This is a genomic window from Rheinheimera gaetbuli, assembly GCF_054781935.1.
In genome coordinates this window covers 525634-544677 of record NZ_BAAGTL010000008.1, presented here as the reverse complement: position 1 = coordinate 544677, position 19044 = coordinate 525634, and the positions used below count along the sequence as shown (strand labels likewise).

General features: G+C 48.3%; 17 protein-coding genes. 9 read left to right on the top strand and 8 right to left on the bottom strand.

Annotated features, from left to right (window positions below):
* Positions 1-6: 6 nt before the first annotated feature.
* From secD to queA, 4 genes are all read right to left on the bottom strand, one after another.
* On the bottom strand, positions 7-1860 hold the full coding sequence (gene secD, locus ACYVIC_RS09340) for a protein translocase subunit SecD (RefSeq protein WP_460859320.1): 1854 nt from the start codon (positions 1858-1860) through the stop codon (positions 7-9).
* A 19-nt stretch (positions 1861-1879) separates the two neighbouring features.
* The gene (gene yajC, locus ACYVIC_RS09335; RefSeq protein ID WP_460859319.1) at positions 1880-2221 is read right to left on the bottom strand and encodes a preprotein translocase subunit YajC; all 342 of its coding nucleotides are present in this window, start codon (positions 2219-2221) and stop codon (positions 1880-1882) included.
* Between the two features lie 20 nt (positions 2222-2241).
* Positions 2242-3384: a tRNA guanosine(34) transglycosylase Tgt gene (gene tgt / locus ACYVIC_RS09330; RefSeq protein ID WP_460859317.1), complete on the bottom strand. Its 1143-nt coding sequence runs from the start codon at positions 3382-3384 to the stop codon at positions 2242-2244.
* Between the two features lie 248 nt (positions 3385-3632).
* Positions 3633-4658: a tRNA preQ1(34) S-adenosylmethionine ribosyltransferase-isomerase QueA gene (gene queA / locus ACYVIC_RS09325; RefSeq protein ID WP_460859315.1), complete on the bottom strand. Its 1026-nt coding sequence runs from the start codon at positions 4656-4658 to the stop codon at positions 3633-3635.
* A gap of 111 nt (positions 4659-4769) precedes the next feature.
* Here queA and ACYVIC_RS09320 point away from each other — a divergent pair, with 111 nt between their 5' ends.
* Positions 4770-5498: a substrate-binding periplasmic protein gene (locus ACYVIC_RS09320; protein ID WP_460859313.1), complete on the top strand. Its 729-nt coding sequence runs from the start codon at positions 4770-4772 to the stop codon at positions 5496-5498.
* On the opposite strand, the gene ACYVIC_RS09315 is transcribed toward ACYVIC_RS09320, so the two are convergent.
* Positions 5477-6391: a LysR substrate-binding domain-containing protein gene (locus tag ACYVIC_RS09315; RefSeq protein WP_460859312.1), complete on the bottom strand. Its 915-nt coding sequence runs from the start codon at positions 6389-6391 to the stop codon at positions 5477-5479. The genes ACYVIC_RS09320 and ACYVIC_RS09315 overlap by 22 nt on opposite strands.
* A gap of 356 nt (positions 6392-6747) precedes the next feature.
* On the opposite strand from ACYVIC_RS09315, the gene ACYVIC_RS09310 reads away from it, so the two are divergent.
* From ACYVIC_RS09310 to ACYVIC_RS09295, 4 genes are all read left to right on the top strand, one after another.
* Complete coding sequence (locus tag ACYVIC_RS09310; RefSeq protein WP_460859310.1) at positions 6748-8994, top strand: S8 family serine peptidase; 2247 nt, start codon at positions 6748-6750, stop codon at positions 8992-8994.
* Between the two features lie 106 nt (positions 8995-9100).
* Positions 9101-9409: a BrnT family toxin gene (locus ACYVIC_RS09305; RefSeq protein WP_460859309.1), complete on the top strand. Its 309-nt coding sequence runs from the start codon at positions 9101-9103 to the stop codon at positions 9407-9409.
* On the top strand, positions 9409-9603 hold the full coding sequence (locus ACYVIC_RS09300; protein WP_460859308.1) for a hypothetical protein: 195 nt from the start codon (positions 9409-9411) through the stop codon (positions 9601-9603). Before ACYVIC_RS09305 ends, ACYVIC_RS09300 begins: the two co-directional genes overlap by 1 nt.
* Positions 9590-9769 carry a hypothetical protein gene (locus tag ACYVIC_RS09295; protein WP_460859306.1) on the top strand — a complete coding sequence of 60 codons (180 nt, stop codon included), beginning with the start codon at positions 9590-9592 and terminating at the stop codon, positions 9767-9769. The genes ACYVIC_RS09300 and ACYVIC_RS09295 overlap by 14 nt, the downstream gene beginning before the upstream one ends.
* A gap of 303 nt (positions 9770-10072) precedes the next feature.
* Here ACYVIC_RS09295 and ACYVIC_RS09290 read toward each other — a convergent pair whose 3' ends face one another.
* From ACYVIC_RS09290 to phoU, 3 genes are all read right to left on the bottom strand, one after another.
* Positions 10073-11341: an inorganic phosphate transporter gene (locus ACYVIC_RS09290; protein ID WP_460859304.1), complete on the bottom strand. Its 1269-nt coding sequence runs from the start codon at positions 11339-11341 to the stop codon at positions 10073-10075.
* 18 nt (positions 11342-11359) lie between these two features.
* Positions 11360-12037, bottom strand: a complete 678-nt coding sequence (locus ACYVIC_RS09285) for a TIGR00153 family protein (protein ID WP_460859303.1) — start codon at positions 12035-12037, stop codon at positions 11360-11362.
* Positions 12038-12189: 152 nt separating this feature from the next.
* Positions 12190-12900 carry a phosphate signaling complex protein PhoU gene (gene phoU, locus ACYVIC_RS09280; protein WP_460859300.1) on the bottom strand — a complete coding sequence of 237 codons (711 nt, stop codon included), beginning with the start codon at positions 12898-12900 and terminating at the stop codon, positions 12190-12192.
* Positions 12901-13210: 310 nt separating this feature from the next.
* On the opposite strand from phoU, the gene ACYVIC_RS09275 reads away from it, so the two are divergent.
* From ACYVIC_RS09275 to ACYVIC_RS09260, 4 genes are all read left to right on the top strand, one after another.
* Positions 13211-13717 (top strand): glycine cleavage system transcriptional repressor, encoded by a 507-nt coding sequence (locus ACYVIC_RS09275; RefSeq protein ID WP_460859298.1) that lies wholly within the window; start codon positions 13211-13213, stop codon positions 13715-13717.
* 91 nt (positions 13718-13808) lie between these two features.
* Positions 13809-15938, top strand: coding sequence for a polyphosphate kinase 1 (ppk1, locus tag ACYVIC_RS09270; RefSeq protein WP_460859297.1), 2130 nt, complete (start codon positions 13809-13811; stop codon positions 15936-15938).
* Positions 15935-17470: a Ppx/GppA phosphatase family protein gene (locus ACYVIC_RS09265; protein ID WP_460859295.1), complete on the top strand. Its 1536-nt coding sequence runs from the start codon at positions 15935-15937 to the stop codon at positions 17468-17470. The genes ppk1 and ACYVIC_RS09265 overlap by 4 nt, the downstream gene beginning before the upstream one ends.
* 76 nt (positions 17471-17546) lie before the next feature.
* Positions 17547-19034, top strand: coding sequence for a SulP family inorganic anion transporter (locus tag ACYVIC_RS09260; RefSeq protein ID WP_460859293.1), 1488 nt, complete (start codon positions 17547-17549; stop codon positions 19032-19034).
* Positions 19035-19044 lie beyond the last annotated feature (10 nt).

Sequence of the window (19044 nt, the reverse complement as noted above, 5' to 3'; positions counted from 1 at the left end):
AAATCCTTATATCGGTAGTGTCTGCAGACGGCGACCGCCCCAAAACAGGTTAACCAGCAAGCGCGTGCCGACAACAGCGGTGAAAATCGAGGTTAAAATACCTATCGCCAGCGTTACCGCAAAACCTTTAACCGGGCCGGTACCAATACCAAACAGAATTAATGCCACCAATAAGGTGGTAATATTCGAGTCGGCAATAGTGGCAAAGGCACGATCATAACCCTGATGTATCGCTTGCTGTACTGAACGCCCTTCAGCTAACTCTTCACGAATACGCTCAAAAATCAGTACGTTAGCATCTACCGCCATACCAACGGTTAATACAATACCGGCCATGCCAGGCAGCGTTAATGTAGCACCTGGGATCATCGACATTACACCAACAATAAGTATCAGGTTAGCAATCAGCGCACAGTTGGCTACCAGGCCAAAAGCTTTATAGTAAATCACCATAAAGATTAGCACTGCTACCATACCCCACTGAATAGCGGTGACACCCAGATCGATGTTCTCTTTACCCAGGCTTGGGCCTATGGTGCGCTCTTCAATGATCTGAATTGGCGCAATTAGCGCGCCAGCACGCAGTAAAGTGGCCAGGTTTTGCGCTTCACCCGGCGAGTCGATACCGGTAATGCGGAAATCGCGGCCTAAACGCGCCTGTATAGTGGCATCGTTAATCACTTCCTGTTGTTTAATCAGTATTGGGTTACCATCTGGCCCCAGCTCAGTGCCGGGTTTGTATTCAATAAACACTGACGCCATGCGCCGGCCAATGCTATCCCGCGTTGCCACCGATAACATATTGCCGCCTTTGGCATCCAACTTAATGCTAACTTGCGGCCGGCTGTATTCGTCAAATGCTGAGTTAGCCCCTGTAATATGCTCACCGGTTAACATGATGCGTTTTTCCAGCAGCAAAGGCCGGCCATCACGGGTGTAATATAGCTCTGCATTTGGTGGCACCCGGCCAGCCAATGCGGCGGCTAAATCACCTTCTTCGTCAACTAAGCGAAACTCCAATGACGCGGTAGCACCCAGAATTTCTTTTGCTGTTGCCGTATCCTGCACACCTGGCAGCTGCACCACGATGCGGTCAGCGCCCTGGCGCTGCACTAAAGGTTCAGCTACGCCAATTTCGTTCACCCGGTTGCGGATAATAGTGATGTTTTGTTCCAGCGCATATTCGCGGATTTCTTTTAAGCGGATATCACTGATGCCAACCAACAGCGTTAATTCATCACTGCCGCTGGTAAACACCAGTTCGCGGTCGCGCTGTTTTAACGCAGCCTCTGCAGCAGCAACGTCTTCCGCCGTACGCAGGCTGAGTATCACGCGGCTATTGGCCGTATCAGGTTGCACGCTACGATAGCGGATCTTATCTTCACGTAAATCTGCACGGAAGGTTTGCACCATATCGTTGATGTTTTTATCCAGTGCGGCTTTCATATCAACCGCCATCAGGAAATGCACACCACCACGTAAGTCCAGGCCCAGGTTCATTGGTGATGCACCAATAGCAGCTAGCCAGTCTGGTGTCGCCGGTGCCAGGTTTAATGCGGTAACGTAATTAGGACCCAATGTTTGGGCGGCTATTTCCCGGGCCTGAAGTTGGTCTTCAGTGCTGGTAAAGCGGGCCAGGATCTGACCATCGTTCAACTCAACCGATTTTACGCCAATATTGGCTGCGGCAAAGCTTTGCTCCAGCTCGGTGCGGGCCTGCTCACTAACGACACCACCGCGGGTTGCGCTGATATTCAGCGCCGGGTCTTCCGGATATAAATTGGGTAGCGCATACAACAGGGCAACCAGCAATACGCTGGCTACCACTAAGTACCGCCACAACGGGTTTTGATTTAACACCTTGCGGTCCTTTTGCTGCTTACAGAGATTTTAACGTGCCTTTTGGTAACACGGCACTGATGGACGCTTTTTGTACTGTCACTTCAGTAGTATCGTTAAGTGCAATCACCACGAAATCTTTGTCATCAGCAATTTTACTGATGCGGCCAACTAAGCCCCCCTGGGTTAATACTTCATCGCCCTTGCCCAAAGCCGACATCAGATTGCGGTGCTCTTTTACCCGTTTAGCTTGTGGCCGGTAAATGAGGAAGTAGAAAATAAGACCAAACGCCACCAGCATGATAATAAGATCCCAGCCACCACCCTGTGGTTGAGCGCCCGGAGCAGCCTGTGCATAGGCATTGCTGATAAATAAACTCATAAGTGTCCCCTTAATTGTGATTAATGTTGTTCTTTATTAGTATCTGTTGCGTGCAGTGGCGGCACAGCCATGTCACGCTTAGCATAAAACTGTGCGACAAACTGTTCCAAGTTACCAGCCGCTATAGCATCGCGCAATCCTTGCATCAGTTTCTGGTAGTGATGCAGGTTGTGCATAGTATTGAGTCTGGCGCCCTGAATTTCATTACAACGGTCTAAGTGATGTAAATAGGCCCGGGAATAATTTTTGCAAGTGTAGCAATCACATTCTGCGTCTAATGGGCCAATATCGTCTTTATATTTCGCGTTGCGAATTTTTACCACACCCGTACTAACAAATAAATGACCGTTGCGGGCATTACGGGTTGGCATAACACAGTCAAACATATCTATGCCACGGCGCACCGCTTCTACGATATCTTCTGGCTTACCCACGCCCATTAAGTAACGCGGCTTATGGCTGGGCATTTTATCGGTAGTGTGGTTTAAAATGCGGATCATGTCTTCTTTAGGCTCACCCACCGACAAACCACCGATGGCATAACCGTCAAAGCCAATATCTTCCAGACCATTTAGTGATACATCACGTAAGTGCGGGTACATACCGCCCTGAATAATACCAAATAACGCTGATGGATTGTCAGCGTGCGCCTCTTTACTGCGTTTTGCCCAGCGCAGCGACATTTCCATCGATTTTTTCGCTTCGTGCTCGGTAGCCGGATACGGCGTACATTCGTCGAAAATCATCACGATATCTGAGCCCAGATCGCGCTGCACTTCCATTGAGCGCTCTGGGGTTAACATGATGCGCTCACCGTTTAATGGCGAGCGAAACTTTACGCCCTCTTCGGTAATTTTACGCAGCTCGCCAAGGCTGAATACCTGAAAACCGCCAGAGTCAGTCAAAATAGGCTTATGCCAGTGCATAAAGTCATGCAAGTCACCGTGTTTTTTGATGATCTCTGTGCCCGGGCGCAGCATCAGGTGAAAGGTATTGCCCAGGCAAATTTGTGCCCCGGTGGCGTCTAACTCTTCCGGCGTCATGCCTTTTACCGTGCCGTAGGTGCCTACAGGCATAAAGGCTGGCGTTTCTACCACGCCCCGGTCAAAAATAAGCCGGCCGCGGCGGGCCTTGCCATCTGTGGTGTCTAATTCAAATTTCATTACTATCCTCATACGCCAGAGAAACAGTCCGGCTTTTTTGCGCCGCCGATTATAGCAGCTTAAACGCTATAAGCTAAGCTGAACCCGCCTGCTGCTGATTCAGCGGACTATCAAGGCTATGGCAGGGTGTTCTTATGCAGCAGCGGCAGGGATGTCGCGGAGGCTTCGACAGCACAGGGACGTGCTGTCGAAGGCGGCGAAATAAGAATTGCCCTGCCGTAGGCCTTTCCCCTGATCCAAACACAATGTTAACGAATAAACATCGCATCACCATAAGAGTAAAACCGGTATTGTTCAGCAATAGCCGTTTTATAGGCGTTCATTACATAATCGCGGCTGCTGAACGCTGATACCAGCATAATCAGCGTAGACTCCGGCAAGTGGAAGTTAGTGATCAGTGCATCTATCACTTTAAATTCATAACCCGGATAGATAAAAATCTGCGTATCACCGTTATAGGCTACCAGGTTACCACCGCCCTGCTGCGCGGCCGATTCCAGCGAGCGTACCGAGGTTGTGCCCACCGCCACGACGTTGTTGCCACGCGCTTTACAGGCCGCTACGGCATCTACCACCTGTTGCGGCACCTCGATATACTCGGCGTGCATCTTGTGTTCTAACACGTTATCAACCCGCACCGGCTGAAAAGTACCCGCGCCAACGTGTAAGGTGATATAAGCGAATTCAATACCTTTTTGCTGCAGTTTATCCAGCAACGGCTGATCAAAGTGCAAACCGGCGGTAGGTGCGGCCACTGCGCCAGGTTTTTCGTTATATACCGTTTGATAGCGGGCTTTGTCTTCTTCGTTATCCGGCCGGTCGATATACGGCGGCAAAGGCATATGGCCAAGACGCTCCAGCATATCTAACACTGGCTCATCGCCAATAACTTCCAGTTCAAACAGCTCATCGTGGCGCTGCTGCATAACCACTTTGGCTGAACCTTCCAGTATCAGCTCGGTGCCAGGCTTCGGCGCTTTGCTGGCGCGCACATGAGCTAAAAAGCGCTTACCATCCAACATACGTTCTACCAGCACTTCGACTTTGCCGCCAGAGGCTTTCTGGCCAAACAAGCGCGCAGGTATTACTTTGGTATTGTTAAATACCAATAAGTCGCCAGGTTGGAGTAAGTCGGCTAAATCTTTAAATGTATGATGACTTAAATCGCCGCTGCGTTTATCCAGCGCCAATAAACGGCTGGATGAGCGCTCAGCTTTAGGGAAACGGGCAATTAACTGCTCGGGCAGTTCAAATGAAAAATCTTTAACTTGCATTAGGAGATTCCTTGGCTTTACCGACCAGAGGGCACGGCTGTATAAAAACACGCTGCATGTTAACAAATCAACGCTAAACTACATAGAGTGTATGGGCAAAATGGCGCAATTATGCTGTTAGCAATAAGTGTTTTTTTAGCTGCATCTTGCCTGCTACCTGATAGTGAGCCGGTAAAACAACCTCTGCCGGTAAACTTAATTACAGAATCCTGGCCCGGTTATACTGATAGCAACCAAAGTGGCGCCTATTTTGACTTAGTCCGCTTTATTTTCCCTGCTGATGACATTCGGCTTAGTATTGATTTTTCAAGCTTCAGCCGTTCGATTAGTGCTTTGCAACATCAGCGCGCTGACATGACATTAGCCGTGTCAAAATCAGAAAGAACCAAACTTTTATTCTCCGCTTTACCAATGGATCAAGACAGAATAGTTGCTTTGCATCATCCGGCAAGAACGAAAATTGACAGTATCGATTCACTGCGCTCACTTAGGTTAGCCTGGAATATGGGCTATGACTACGGCAACATACTTGGGCTGGGCAATGAGGGATATGAAGTAGTTAACATCAAACAAGCCATTGATATGGTGTCGAAAAACCGAGTGGATGCCTTTTTAAGTGAACGGGCATTGCTACGAAACCATACTCGCCAAATCAAACTGCTTAACCTCAATTGGACGGAGGTCGCCACCGACGATGTATATGTTGCTTTTGCTGACAGTGCCAAAGGTCGCTACCTGAAATGCTACTGGGATGCATCTGTGCAAGCTAAACTGGCAGATGGTAGCCATAAACAATTTTACCTTCGCAATCAAGGCCTTTATTTTGCCGAGCACTTCTGACCCAGCACTTCCCTAATCAAATCTGCCATCAGGCGGTAACTGCGCGCCTTGGTCGACGTAGGGCGCCAGGCGACACCAATGTCGCGGTAAGCTGCAGCATTGCCCGGTGACTGCGTCAGCAGCTCTGTACCGTCTAGCAAACCACTGTTAATAGCCATTTGCGGCATAAAGGTTACACCCAGTTTGTTGTTAACCATTTGGGTCAGCGTATGCAAGCTGGTGGCAAAAAACGGGTTAACTTTACGGCTATCTTCCAGCTCACAGGCTTTTACCGCATGATTAGTTAAACAATGCTCACGCTCTAGCAAAAAAATGCTCTCGTCTGGCCACTGGCTGATGTCTTTATTAAAGCCTCTGTCCAGCCAGTCTTTATGCAACACCAGCTTAAAACCATCTTGCGCCAGCACTTCGGTATGAAAAGCGCCGGTTTCATAAGGCAGTGCCAGTAACACCATATCGAGGCGGCCCTCTGCCAGCGCATGCAACGAGTTATCCGAGGTGTCCTCACGCAGCAGCAGTTGTAACTCAGGGTAACGCTGGCGACACAGTGACATGACTTCACTCAATACAAAAGGCGCGATAGTCGGAATGCAACCCAGACGAAATGGTCCGGCCATCGGCTTTCCCTGGCACTTAGCAAAATCGGTTAACTCTTCACATTGTTCAATAATATATCGCGCCTGACGCACTATATCTTCACCAAGCGGGGTGAAAATAAAGGTTTTATGATCGCGCTCCAGCAACTGCGCATGCATGGTTTCTTCAAGGTTAGCGATCGCCGCGCTAAGCGTAGACTGGCCAATATAACACGCCTCCGCTGCGCGGCCGAAATGTTGATATTCGTGCAACGCCAGCAGATATTGCAGTTGCTTGATACTGGGCAAACGCTTCATTATTTATTCCGATTAAAAATGTAGTTTAAAACTAAAATAAGTGTTTAAAATTTACCTATCTGCTCAGCTTATTGCAAGCACCACAGTAAAACACGCGCAGATACGCGCCTTGAAACACAAATAAATTTAACAAAACAACCCATTTTAAAAACATGATTAACGCATGTTTGAATGTTGTAACTTTTTACTATAACGTAATAACCGAAATGTATTCAACACGGCCATTCACGGTAACTTCGCCGATGGTTCTGTTTAGCAGTATACCTTTTCGTTAACCACTCCACGCTGGCGAGCCGTGCAGTACGCATGCAGCAGGAACCCTGGCTACAACTATAACAATCACCTGGAGGGTGAACATGTCCGGAACACACAACACTTTATTGCTGGCCGGCTTAAGCTTGCTGGCACTTTCGGTAAATCAGGCATTAGCAACCGACGCAGTTAAGCAAGCCGCAGAGCAAGCCAGCCAACAACGTTACATCATCACTTACAAAGATCAGCAGAGCAGCAAGGCACAGTTAGCCGGCCCGGCGAAGCTGGCCAGAGAAACATCGCTGAAGAATATCAGCCAGAAACTAAGCCAACAAGGCGCCAAAGTACACCACATCCTGACCCAACGTAACGCCATCGCCGCGGATTTACCGGCAACGGCATTGCAACGTTTGCAAGCAGATCCGACGGTCGACTTTATCGAGGCTGATTTACCACGCTTCCCGATGTCGCAGCAAGTTCCTTATGGCTATACCATGGTGCAGGCAGATTTGGTAAGCGACCAGTTTGCCTCTAACCAGACAGTTTGTGTTATCGACTCTGGCCTGGGTTTGCCGCATGAAGACTTTAACGACGCTAATATTGCCGGCAGCAACGATATTGGCACCGGTAATTGGTTTGACGCAGGTGGCCCACACGGTACACACGTAGCGGGTACCATAGCGGCGCTTAACAATGATGTTGGCGTGGTAGGAGTGCTGCCCAACGGCAATGTAAAACTGCATATTGTTAAAGTGTTTAATGACGATGGCTGGGGTTATTCATCTACCCTTGCACAAGCGGTAGACACCTGTGTGCAAAATGGCTCTACGGTCATAAATATGAGCCTGGGCGGTGCTGGCTCAAATGTCACCGAACGCAACGCAATGCAGGCAGCGTTTGACTCCGGCGTGCTACTGATTGCCGCAGCAGGCAATGACGGCAATACAGCTATGTCGTACCCGGCATCTTATGACTCAGTAGTATCCGTAGCGGCTGTTGATGACAGCAGAACGCTGGCAGATTTTTCTCAGCGTAATGCCCAGGTTGAACTGGCGGGCCCTGGTGTAGATGTGCGCAGCACCTACCCGAGCGGCACAGCACTGGATGCCACGTTAACTGTAAATGCTACAAGCTACAGTGCAAACCCGATGACAGGCTCGGGCACTGCAGATTTAACCGCAGAGCTGGCAGATTGTGGTTTAGGCTTAGAAGCCTGCAGCGATGTAACGGACAAAATTTGTTTGATTCAGCGCGGCGAAGTGGCTTTTAGCCAAAAAGTTGAGTCTTGTGAAGCTGGCGGCGGCATTGGCGCCATTATTTATAATAATGCCCCGGGTAATTTCAGCGGCACTTTAGGCGATGCACCAACCACCAGCATTGCTGCAGTTAGTATATCGCAGGAAGATGGTGCGCTACTGATGACTGAACTGGGTAGCAATGCCAGCTTGTTCTCCGGAGCGGCCAACTATGGCCTGATGAGCGGTACTTCTATGGCATCGCCACATGTTGCCGGTGTTGCAGCACTGGTATGGAGCCACTACCCACAATGCACCAATACCCAGATTCGTAGTGCATTAGCCGCGTCGGCACAAGACTTAGGCGCACCGGGTCGTGATACCTCGTACGGTTATGGCCTGGTGCAAACCAAAGCAGCTATCGATTATCTGGCTGAGTTTGGCTGCGACGGCGATGACGTTGAGCCACCACCACCACCACCAACAGCGACTGAACTAATCAATGGCGAAACCCTGACTGATATTGCTGGCGCCGCCGATGACGAGCTACTGTATTCGCTGGCAGTACCCGCTGGTGCAACAGATTTATCTTTTGTTATGAGTGGCGGTACTGGCGACGCTGATATGTACGTTAAATTTGGCAGCGAGCCAACGGCATCAGACTGGGACTGCCGGCCATTTGAGTTTGGTAATGACGAAAGCTGCGCCATTGACCAAGCACAAGCCGGCACATACTTTGTTAAATTAGTTGGCGGTAGTGCCTTTAGCGGCGTTAACCTTACCGGTAGTTTCACCGCACCAGACTTACCGGATACCGGTGGCGAAACGATCACTAATATCAACATAGCACGTCGCGCCTGGCAGCATTATACGCTGGATGTGCCGGCAGGTATGGCACAGCTGACGGTAACCATCAGCGGTGGTAAAGGTGATGCAGATTTATACGTCAAGTATGGCAGCCAGCCTGGCAGCGGCAGCTACGATTGCCGGCCAAACAAAAACGGCAATGAAGAAAGCTGCGTAATTAACAACCCGCAAGCCGGCGTCTGGCATATGTCGGTGTATGGCTTCCGTGCTGTTACAGGGTTAACCCTGGTAAGCGAATACCAGCAGTAAGCAAATACGGCTAATAAAAAGCAAAAAGCCGCATTAATTTGCGGCTTTTAATGGCAAGTGACACAAAGTTCATTGAACTATGCCAATTTGTCCTGAGGAGAATCAAATGGAATTTGAATGGGATGAGGTAAAAAACTCAATTAATAAACAAAAACACAGTATCGATTTTGCTGATGCTGTTCACGTTTTTATCGATTCAAAGCGGGTTTATCGAAAAGACTCCCGCAAGGATAAAAACTACGAGGAAGAACGATTCCAGACCATTGGTTTAACAAAGTTTGGCGTTCTTATGGTGGTTTATACTTTCCGGGATAAGAACCAGGTAATTCGGTTAATAAGTGCACGAAAAGCCAATAAGCGTGAGAAAAAGGCGTATGATTTAGGTTTTCTGAAACCGTTCGAGGAAGCTATCTGATGGCCATAGTACGTATCAAACTTGAAGATATTCCAAATTCTAAAGGTGACACAGACAAGACTGTTATTGACGGTATGACCGACGTGGATATTAAGCGAGGCATTATTGCTGACGAAGATTCACCGAATCTGACAGACGAAGAATTAGATGATTTTAAACCCGTACCGGAGGGTGGCGAAAATGAAAAGGATTAAACTGGATGACATTAAAACCTCTGCCGGTGCAACAAACTGGGCGGCGGTTAAACAACAAACGGACAACGACATTGAGAAAAAAGCAAAAAATCATACTGAATCTAAATTACTTACCGAGCTGGAATTAGCGCAATTGCGCCGTCCTCGTACTGACCAAAAAAGCTGAAGATTAGTCGTGTCGAAACATTTTGCTAAAAAAGCCCTGTTAATGCTGATAGTAATTGCTTCATTGGTTTGGTACTGGCATACCTACCCCGAACAGCATACTTTTATCATGCTGATTTTAATTGCGGTATTCGTGTATTCGACAGTTGTCGATAGTATTCGAATTAATCGACTTGAAGATGAAATTGATCAGTTAAAAACGCAGCTTTCCAAGCAATCGTATAATTAAATATTAATAAGTCGTACCTGACTGTACAAAAAAGCCCTCGTTAAAGAGGGCTTTTTTGTACAGCTAAGCTCTGTATCAGGCGCTGAATATGGCTTTGAGAATATAAAAGAATATTATTGCCAGGCCAGCACCTACTGGCAGTGTAATAATCCACGAGATGAATATATTACGCACTACGCCTAAGTTTAGCGCGGCAATACCACGAGCTAAACCGACACCCAATACCGCGCCGACCAGCGTTTGCGTGGTAGAGATAGGCAAGCCGGCACCAGAGGCAATAACCACGGTTGAAGCTGCCGATAGCTCGGCGGCAAAACCACGGCTTGGCGTTAAATGGGTGATGGCGGTACCAACGGTTTTAATTACCCGCGCGCCCAGTGTTGCCAGGCCAATCACAATGCCAATACCACCCAGTGGTAGTATCCACCAGGCCAATGTCGCCTTGCTGGTAATTTCGCCACCAGAGGTCACAACACTGACTACCGCAGCCAAAGGGCCAATAGCATTCGCTACATCGTTAGAACCATGGGCAAAAGCCATACAGCAAGCGGTAGTGATCATTAACACACCGAAGATACGTTCAACGTTATTAAACTGCATTTTTTTGTCAGCTGCGGGGTCAAACTTTAACCGGCTGATTACAACTTTACCAATAAAACCAATTACAACCGCAAACGCAATCGAAATGTAATAGCCCTCAGCTGTACTAATATGCAAGCCAATGTGCTTTAGGCCTTTTTGCACAGTAACCAGCGTCATAACAAAGGCAGCAAAGGCCATGTAAAATGGCACATACTTTTTTGCATTAGCCAGCGGATTATCGGTATCAAAAATCAACCGCTGTGCACTCATAAAAAACATGTAGGCCAGCACGCCAGCCAGCATTGGCGTAACAACCCAGCTACCGACAATGCCACCCACTTTATCCCAGTGCACGGCGTCCATACCTACGCCCACCGCAGCAAACCCTATAATGGCACCTACTATAGAGTGGGTGGTAGACACCGGCCAGCCAAAATAAGACGCAACAATTAACCAGGTTGCGGCCGCTAATAACGCAGCAATCATGCCGTACACCATCAGTTCAGGTGCATCAACAAAGAAACTGGCATCAGTAATACCACCGCGGATAGTCGAGGTAACCGAGCCGCCGGCTAAATAAGCACCGGCAAATTCAAAAATAGCGGCAATAAAAATGGCTTGTTTAATGGTCAGGGCTTTAGAGCCAACTGAGGTACCCATAGCATTGGCGACATCGTTTGCACCAACGCCATAAGCCATCATAAAACCGAATACGGCGGCAATAATAACCAGAATTAAACCGTATGACTGCAAAATATCCATCAGGAAAACCTTTTAAAATTAACGGGCAAGCATAATTTCGAGACGAGAACCAACCTTAAGTGCGACATCGGCCAGGTCACCTACCCATTCCAGTGTGCGGTACAAAAACATCACGTCGATAGGGTTCAGTTCCTGCTCAGCTAAACGCAACGCTTTGCGCAGTTTGATCTGCATATCGTCGGTGTCGCCTTCAATGGTATCGAGTTGCTCGACCATCTTAATGACCAGATCTACTTCACGACCACGAAAGCCGGTTTCCAATAATTCATCCAGCTCGTTAATAACTTCACTTGCCAAAGCCGTGGCATCAATACAACGCTGTAAATAGGCTTTAAAGCCCACCTGCAAACTTGCAGGGATCAATAACTCACGGCCTAACACCCTTCCAGTTATATCTTTGGTTTTATTGGCAATTTTATCCTGCTGCGACACCAATTCCAGGATATCGGTGCGATCAACGGGTAAAAACAGGCCGCGTGGCAGGTTAATACGAATTTCGCGCTTAAGTTTGTCGGCTTCCTTTTCCAACGCCACGATATGTTTACGTACATCCGCTGCCGTTGCCCAGTCTTGCTGATACACAGCATCAAAAAAGGGGAGTAACAGTTCACTTGCCTGATGCACCTTGCGGATATGCTCTTCTATCGGCTTAATAGGTGATTTGGCAAACACGGACAAAAAAGTACTAGCTGGCATAGCCTGGCCTCGTAAGTTGGTTTGACGATAGTCGGCGCGCATTGTAACGGCATTCAAAGCGCAAGAAAAACGAAAAATGAACGCACAATGAAAACGCCCTGCACAGAGGTCTAAGCAGGGCGTAAAAGATATACAGCAAAGGCAATGTAAAATTAGCTACGCGCTTCCTGCTCCAGTTTTTCTGCACTGCTGTGGCGCACCACCTTGCCTTTGACAAAAAAGATAATGTATTCAGCCAGATTTTTGCAGCGGTCACCAATGCGTTCCAGCGAACGGGCTGACCACAGTACATTCATAATTTTCGGTATTGAACGCGGATCTTCAATCATATAGGTCATCAGTTGGCGGGTAATGGCCTCGTATTCGCGGTCTACTTTTTTATCTTCCTGGTGCACTGCCACTGCGGTTTCGACATCCATGCGGGCAAAAGCATCCAACACATCATGCAGCATCTGTCCCACGTGGCGGCCCAGATTATCCAGATTAACCAACAGGTCTTGCTGTTCGCTGTTAAACGATTCCAGTGCCACCCTGGCAATACGCCGGGTTTCGTCACCTATGCGCTCTAAATCAGCAATGGTTTTCATAATGGCCATAATCAGACGTAAATCACTGGCTGCTGGCTGGCGCCTGATAATAATGCCGGTGCATTCTTTATCAATTTGTAGTTCCCAGTCGTTGACTTTTAAATCTGTGTCGATAACCAACTGTGCCAGTTCAGCGTCGGCACTGGCAATAGCACCAAGCGCATTATTCAACTGCTGCTCAATCAGCCCCCCCATTGCCATCACATGGTTACGCACTTCTTCAATTTCGTCATTGAAGGAGCTGGAAATATGTTTAGTTAAATTAAGTTTATCCACGAGGCTCTCCGAAGGCAGTTACTCACTGCATACAGCTGCAGTAATGCTAATATCAGCAGTATAGGCAAAAACAGTAGCGCTGTACTACTGACAGTTAACATTCGCCTGCCAAATTTTTTCTGTCTGACTCTTGTACGGTGATGTAGCAAAACGAAAAACTGGCTGATACCCGCATTAAATTTACAAATAATGTAGCTTACTGATTTAAAAATGTTACAGTCAGGACTACACTCTGCTGTTAATACCATCAACTCACATTACCCATCGCGCTGAAGGCTGGTTTTAAGTGTTGCACTAAGGAAGATAATAAATGAAGCAGTTAGTACTTACGTTAATTGGCCGGGACAAAGCTGGCTTAGTTGAGCAGTTAGCTACTGTTATAAGTAGCCACAACGGCAATTGGATGGCGAGTAATTTAAGCCATTTGGCCGGCTATTTTGCCGGTATTTTACAGGTAGAAGTGGCCGAGCAGGATTTGCCCGGTTTAACCGCTGCACTGGAATCTATTACCGAGCTGGATATTCGTGTACAGCATGGCCTGCCTGCTGAGCTGAATCCGCAGCAGCAGCTTAAGTTTGTCATTACCGGTAACGACAGGCCAGGTATAGTGCGTGAGTTATCGTCGGTTATTAAGCATAAAGGCACCAATATTATTCACTTTGAAAGCAGCAAACAAAGCGCGCCAAACTGGGGCGTACCGCTGTTTAATGCGATAGCAACAGTAGAATTGCCGGCAGGCTTGAGCCGTGATGAAGTCGTAAAAGCATTGGAGGCCATAGCAACCGATATAGTGGTCGACGTTGAAACCAGTATCTAAGCGTAAAGTGCTGCCACCTGCTGGCAGCATTCATCTTGCTGTCATAAAAATGCCATAGAGTTATAGCCAGTAGTAGTCAGGGAGCTGGATTATGGATTTGCGCGATGTCACCACAGTTAATGAATACCCAAGTTACCCCCGCGAGCTAAGCTGGCTGGCTTTTAACGGCCGGGTGTTACAAGAGGCAGCCGACGAGCGTAATCCGCCGATAGAGCGCCTGCGTTTTCTGGGTATTTACTCAAACAATATGGATGAGTTTTTCCGTGTGCGGGTGGCTGACGTAAAGCGCCGTATCCTGCTGAAAAAATACCAATCCAGCGAGCAGGAAGACGCCGAAGATTTACTGCAGGAAATTCAGCAACAAGTACTCCAGCTGGGGCAGCGCTTCAATGCCATTTACCTGGATATTCAGTTAGAGCTGCGTAAACATAATATCGAACTCATTGATAACTTTAAGCTGAGCGAGCTGCAATCCGGTTGGGTTAAAGGGTATTTTCGCGATGAAGTGATTAAACATATCTCACCGATGATTTTATCCGGTGAGGAAGTCAGCTTGCCCAAAGCACTGGAAGACAACACTACCTACCTAATGGTAGAAATGACCGGCAGCGGCAAACCACAATATGCCATAGTGCAAGTGCCCACCAACGAGCTGTCGCGCTTTATTGAACTGCCGCTGCACTTAAACACCCGTAAGAAAAACGGCCACTACCGCCGCCAGATCCTGCTTTTAGACGACGTCATAGTGCACTGTATTGCCGACTTATTTGCCGGCTTTTTTGAGTTTGACCATATTCAGGCCTATTCGTTAAAGCTTACCCGTGATGCCGAGTACAATATCAGCGACACCCTGGACCAAAGCCTGATAGATAAGATGTCTAAAGGCATTCGCCAGCGCCTAAAATCGGAGCCGGTGCGCTTGGTGTACGACGCGGCTATGCCAGAGCAAATGCTAAAAGTGCTGAGCAAGCAACTGGGTACCAGCTCAGTTGACTCGTTAATTCCGGGTAGCCGTTATCGCAACTTTAAAGACTTTATCGGCTTTCCTAATATAGGCCACCAAAGCCTTGAGTTTCCGGCCATGCCGCCGCTGAAAAGCCCGGAATTTGAGCAATACGCCACCAGCTTTGACGCCATTCGCGCAGGCGATATCTTATTGTATTACCCCTACCATAACTTTGGTTATTTTACCGAGTGGGTGCGCCAGGCCTCATTCGACCCGAAAGTTAGCCATATTAAAATGACGATGTACCGGGTGGCTAAGCACTCGCGGGTGATTCATTCACTGCTTGATGCCGTGCGCAACGGCAAAAAAGTTACCGTGGTAGTAGAGCTAAAAGCGCGCTTTGACGAAGAAAACAATATCAACTGGGCGCGTAAAATGACCGAAGCCGGTATTCAGGTGGTATTTGGTTTAACCACGCTGAAAATTCACTCTAAGCTCTGCCTTATCAGCCGGATGGAAAAAGGCAAATTGATGCATTACGGCCATATCGGCACCGGTAACTTTAACGAGAAAACCGCACGTATCTACACCGATATGAGCTTGTTTACCTGCCACCCGGAAATTACCGCTGAAATTGATCAGGTATTTGAGTTTATCGAATACAGCTACAGGCCCTATCAGTTTAACCACTTAATTGTCTCACCCACCTGGAGCCGGCCGCGGCTGTTGGCACTGATTCAACGCGAGATAGATTTCGCCGTTAGCGGGCGCAAGGCTGAAATCTTCCTTAAAGTGAACAACCTGGTAGACCAGCAAATTGTTGATATGCTGTACCGCGCCAGCCAGGCCGGGGTAAAGATTCGCATTATCGTGCGTGGTATGTGCTCACTGATGCCAGGCCTGAGTGGCAAAAGCCAGAATATTAAAATTATCTCGGTATTAGACCGCTTTTTGGAGCACGCCCGGGTATATGTATTTCACAATGGTGGTGAAACCGATGTCTATCTGTCATCGGCCGACTGGATGACACGCAATATTGACCAACGGGTTGAGGTTGGCGTACCTATATACGCCGTACGGCTAAAACAGCAAATACTAGACACTTTAGATATTCAGTGGCGCGACAACGTAAAGGCCCGTATTATTGACGCCAAACAAAGCAATGCTTATGTTAAACGCGGCAATAAGCGCAGCATTCGCTCGCAGCAGCAAATATATGACTACTTTGCCAAAATTACACCAGGCGCCCAGCGGATTGACAGCACAGAAGAATGAATGATGCAGCAGAACAACTAACTACGCCAGCACAGGCCTATATGGCCGCTGTTGACCTTGGCTCAAACTCGTTTCATATGGTAATAGCCAGGGTGGTAGATGGTGATATTCAGCTGCTGCATCGTGAAAAACAAAAAGTACAATTAGCCGAAGGCTTAAATGAGCAACTGGTATTAAGCGAAGAAGCCATTGAACGCGGTCTTAGCGTGCTGGCGCAGTTTGCTGATACGTTAAAGCCATTTGCACCGCAATCGGTGCGGGTTATCGCTACCTATACCCTGCGCCGCGCGCGCAATGCCGCCACTTTTTTACGCCGGGCTAAAACCGTGTTCCCGTTCCCGATAGAGGTGATCTCAGGCCAGGAAGAAGCGCGTTTTATTTATCAGGGTGTGGCGCACTTTGAACACTTTTCTGGCCGCCGGTTGGTAATGGATATTGGTGGCGGTAGCACCGAGTTTGCCATTGGTGAAGGCCTGCATCCGCTGAGGTTAAGCAGCCGCAATATGGGTTGTGTCAGCTATGCTCTGCAGCATTTCCCGCAGGGTCGCATCAGTGAAAAACGCTTTAGCCGTGCTATTTTACAAGCCGAACAAGAACTGGAGCCAATTGTCAGCAGCTTTAAAGCCGCAAGCTGGCAGCAAGCGGTTGGCACATCCGGTACCGTTAAAACTATTCGCGATATTATTGTTGGCTTAGGCCTTAGCACTAACGCACTGGAACTGCCACATCTGTTGGCATTAAAAGAACATCTGGTCACGCAGGAAAACAGCTATCAGCTGGAGTTACCCGGTTTAACAGACGACCGTAAATTGCTGATTTGCTCAGGGCTGGCGATTTTAATTGCCGCCTTTAATTTACTGCAGATAGAGCAGATGATTTATATCGACGCCGCCTTGCGTGAAGGTGTGCTGTACGAAATGAGCGACCGACTGCAGCATCTTGATATTCGCGAGCACAGCGTCGCCAGCCTGCAACGGCGCTACGATGTAGATATGGCTCAGGCCGAGCGCGTTAGCCATACGGCACTCACTTTATTTAGCCAGGTACGCAATGCGTGGCAGCTGACCGATGAAGACGCTATGTTATTGGGCTGGGCCGCGACATTATATGAGGTAGGCTTGCATATAAACTCGTCTGGCGTGCAAAAGCACTCAGCCTACATTTTGCACAATGCCAACCTGCCCGGTTTTAACCAGGAACAACAACAGCTTATTGCTATGCTAGTTAGGTTTCACCGCCGTAAAATCCGCGCTGACGAGATCCCAGCGTTTAGTTTGTATCAGCTGCCTCAGGTTATTTATTTGCTGGTGTTACTGCGCTTAGCGGTGCTGTTAAACCAAAAACGGCGGGATGATTTGCTACCTGAGTTAACAGCAAGTGGCAGCCATCAATATCTGCAACTGCAGCTACCGGCAGAGTGGTTAGTGCAGCAAAGCCTGCTGGCTGCCGATTTACTACTAGAGCAAAAAGCGCTGAAAAAGATCGCCTTTGTTTTCGACTGCCCCGGCTTGATTGATGCAGTGCCGGCCTAATTGCCCATCGCCTGGCAATCACTGGCTGATATCGGTATACTGCGCGCCCCCTTTTTAGCTGACGATATTTCAACCAATGCTAACTACATCAATTAAACAAAACTGGCTGTCTAACGTTCGTGGAGATGTGTTGTCAGCCATCGTTGTGGCACTTGCCCTGATTCCTGAAGCCATAGCATTTTCGATTATCGCCGGGGTTGACCCCAAAGTTGGCTTGTACGCCTCTTTTGCTATCTGTGTCATTATCGCTTTTACCGGTGCCCGCCCGGGGATGATCTCGGCTGCCACCGGTGCTATGGCGCTGTTGATGATTACGCTGGTAAAACAGCATGGCCTGGAATATTTGTTAGCTGCAACCTTACTCACCGGTGTAATTCAAATTATCTTTGGCCTGTTTAAACTGGGCGATTTAATGCGCTTTGTCTCGCGCTCTGTGGTTACCGGCTTTGTAAATGCCTTAGCTATTTTGATTTTTATGGCGCAGTTGCCCGAGCTTAGCGGCACTTACGGCAGCGTTACCGTGTACGGCATGACAGCGCTTGGACTGGCGATTATTTATTTGTTTCCGTATGTGACGAAAAAAATCCCCTCGCCGCTGGTCTGTATTGTGGTGTTAACCGCTATCGCCGTGTATTTCAAGCTGGATATCCGCACCGTAGCCGATATGGGCGAGCTGCCGGACAGCCTGCCGATTTTCCTCTGGCCAGACGTGCCACTGAACCTTGAAACCCTGCAAATTATCTTCCCGTATGCGTTAGCACTGGCCGTGGTGGGTATTTTAGAGTCATTAATGACTGCCACTATCGTCGATGATTTAACCGATACCTCAAGCAATAAAAACCGTGAATGCGTTGGCCAGGGTGTGGCCAATATTGGCTCAGGTTTAATTGGCGGTATGGCCGGTTGCGCCATGATTGGTCAGTCGATTATTAACGTGAAATCTGGCGGCCGTACGCGGCTGTCTGCCTTGTTAGCCGGTTCGTTGTTACTGGTAATGGTGGTGTTTCTCGACAGCTGGGTAGGCATGATCCCAATGGCCGCATTAGTCGCGGTGATGATCATGGTATCTATTGGTACCTTTAGCTGGTCATCGGTAAAAGATCTTGGCAAAAATCCGAAAAGCTCCTCAGTGGTAATGATTGCGACTGTTATCGTGGTGGTATTTACCCATAACCTGGCTTACGGCGTATTGGTTGGCGTGCTGCTTAGCGCACTGTTTTTTGCCAATAAAGTTGGCCAGATTTTGTATATCGGCTCCAGCTTATCCAAAGATGGCCACGAGCGTACTTACAACGTGGTCGGCCAGGTGTTTTTCAGCTCCAGTGAGCAGTTTATCGGCGCCTTCGATTTTAAAGACGCAGTAGAAAAAGTCATTATTGATGTCAGCAAAGCGCATTTTTGGGATATTACGGCCATTAGCTCACTAGATAAGGTGGTAATTAAATTCCGCCGCGAAGGCACAGAGGTTGAGCTTATTGGCTTAAACGAAGCCAGCGCCACCTTAGTAGATAAGTTTGCCGTACATAACCAGCCAGACGCCGTTGAAAAACTGATGGGCCACTAGGAGAACCAGC

Excerpts from the sequence above, each read along its gene's own strand:
- yajC (WP_460859319.1), bottom strand. The coding sequence starts at position 2,221 with ATGAGTTTATTTATCAGCAATGCCTATGCACAGGCTGCTCCGGGCGCT.
- ACYVIC_RS09260 (WP_460859293.1), top strand. The coding sequence starts at position 17,547 with ATGCTAACTACATCAATTAAACAAAACTGGCTGTCTAACGTTCGTGGA.
- ACYVIC_RS09305 (WP_460859309.1), top strand. The coding sequence starts at position 9,101 with ATGGAATTTGAATGGGATGAGGTAAAAAACTCAATTAATAAACAAAAA.
- ACYVIC_RS09285 (WP_460859303.1), bottom strand. The coding sequence starts at position 12,037 with ATGCCAGCTAGTACTTTTTTGTCCGTGTTTGCCAAATCACCTATTAAG.
- tgt (WP_460859317.1), bottom strand. The coding sequence starts at position 3,384 with ATGAAATTTGAATTAGACACCACAGATGGCAAGGCCCGCCGCGGCCGG.
- ACYVIC_RS09315 (WP_460859312.1), bottom strand. The coding sequence starts at position 6,391 with ATGAAGCGTTTGCCCAGTATCAAGCAACTGCAATATCTGCTGGCGTTG.
- ACYVIC_RS09265 (WP_460859295.1), top strand. The coding sequence starts at position 15,935 with ATGAATGATGCAGCAGAACAACTAACTACGCCAGCACAGGCCTATATG.
- ppk1 (WP_460859297.1), top strand. The coding sequence starts at position 13,809 with ATGGATTTGCGCGATGTCACCACAGTTAATGAATACCCAAGTTACCCC.
- ACYVIC_RS09295 (WP_460859306.1), top strand. The coding sequence starts at position 9,590 with ATGAAAAGGATTAAACTGGATGACATTAAAACCTCTGCCGGTGCAACA.
- ACYVIC_RS09300 (WP_460859308.1), top strand. The coding sequence starts at position 9,409 with ATGGCCATAGTACGTATCAAACTTGAAGATATTCCAAATTCTAAAGGT.
- ACYVIC_RS09275 (WP_460859298.1), top strand. The coding sequence starts at position 13,211 with ATGAAGCAGTTAGTACTTACGTTAATTGGCCGGGACAAAGCTGGCTTA.
- queA (WP_460859315.1), bottom strand. The coding sequence starts at position 4,658 with ATGCAAGTTAAAGATTTTTCATTTGAACTGCCCGAGCAGTTAATTGCC.
- ACYVIC_RS09320 (WP_460859313.1), top strand. The coding sequence starts at position 4,770 with ATGCTGTTAGCAATAAGTGTTTTTTTAGCTGCATCTTGCCTGCTACCT.
- ACYVIC_RS09290 (WP_460859304.1), bottom strand. The coding sequence starts at position 11,341 with ATGGATATTTTGCAGTCATACGGTTTAATTCTGGTTATTATTGCCGCC.
- ACYVIC_RS09310 (WP_460859310.1), top strand. The coding sequence starts at position 6,748 with ATGTCCGGAACACACAACACTTTATTGCTGGCCGGCTTAAGCTTGCTG.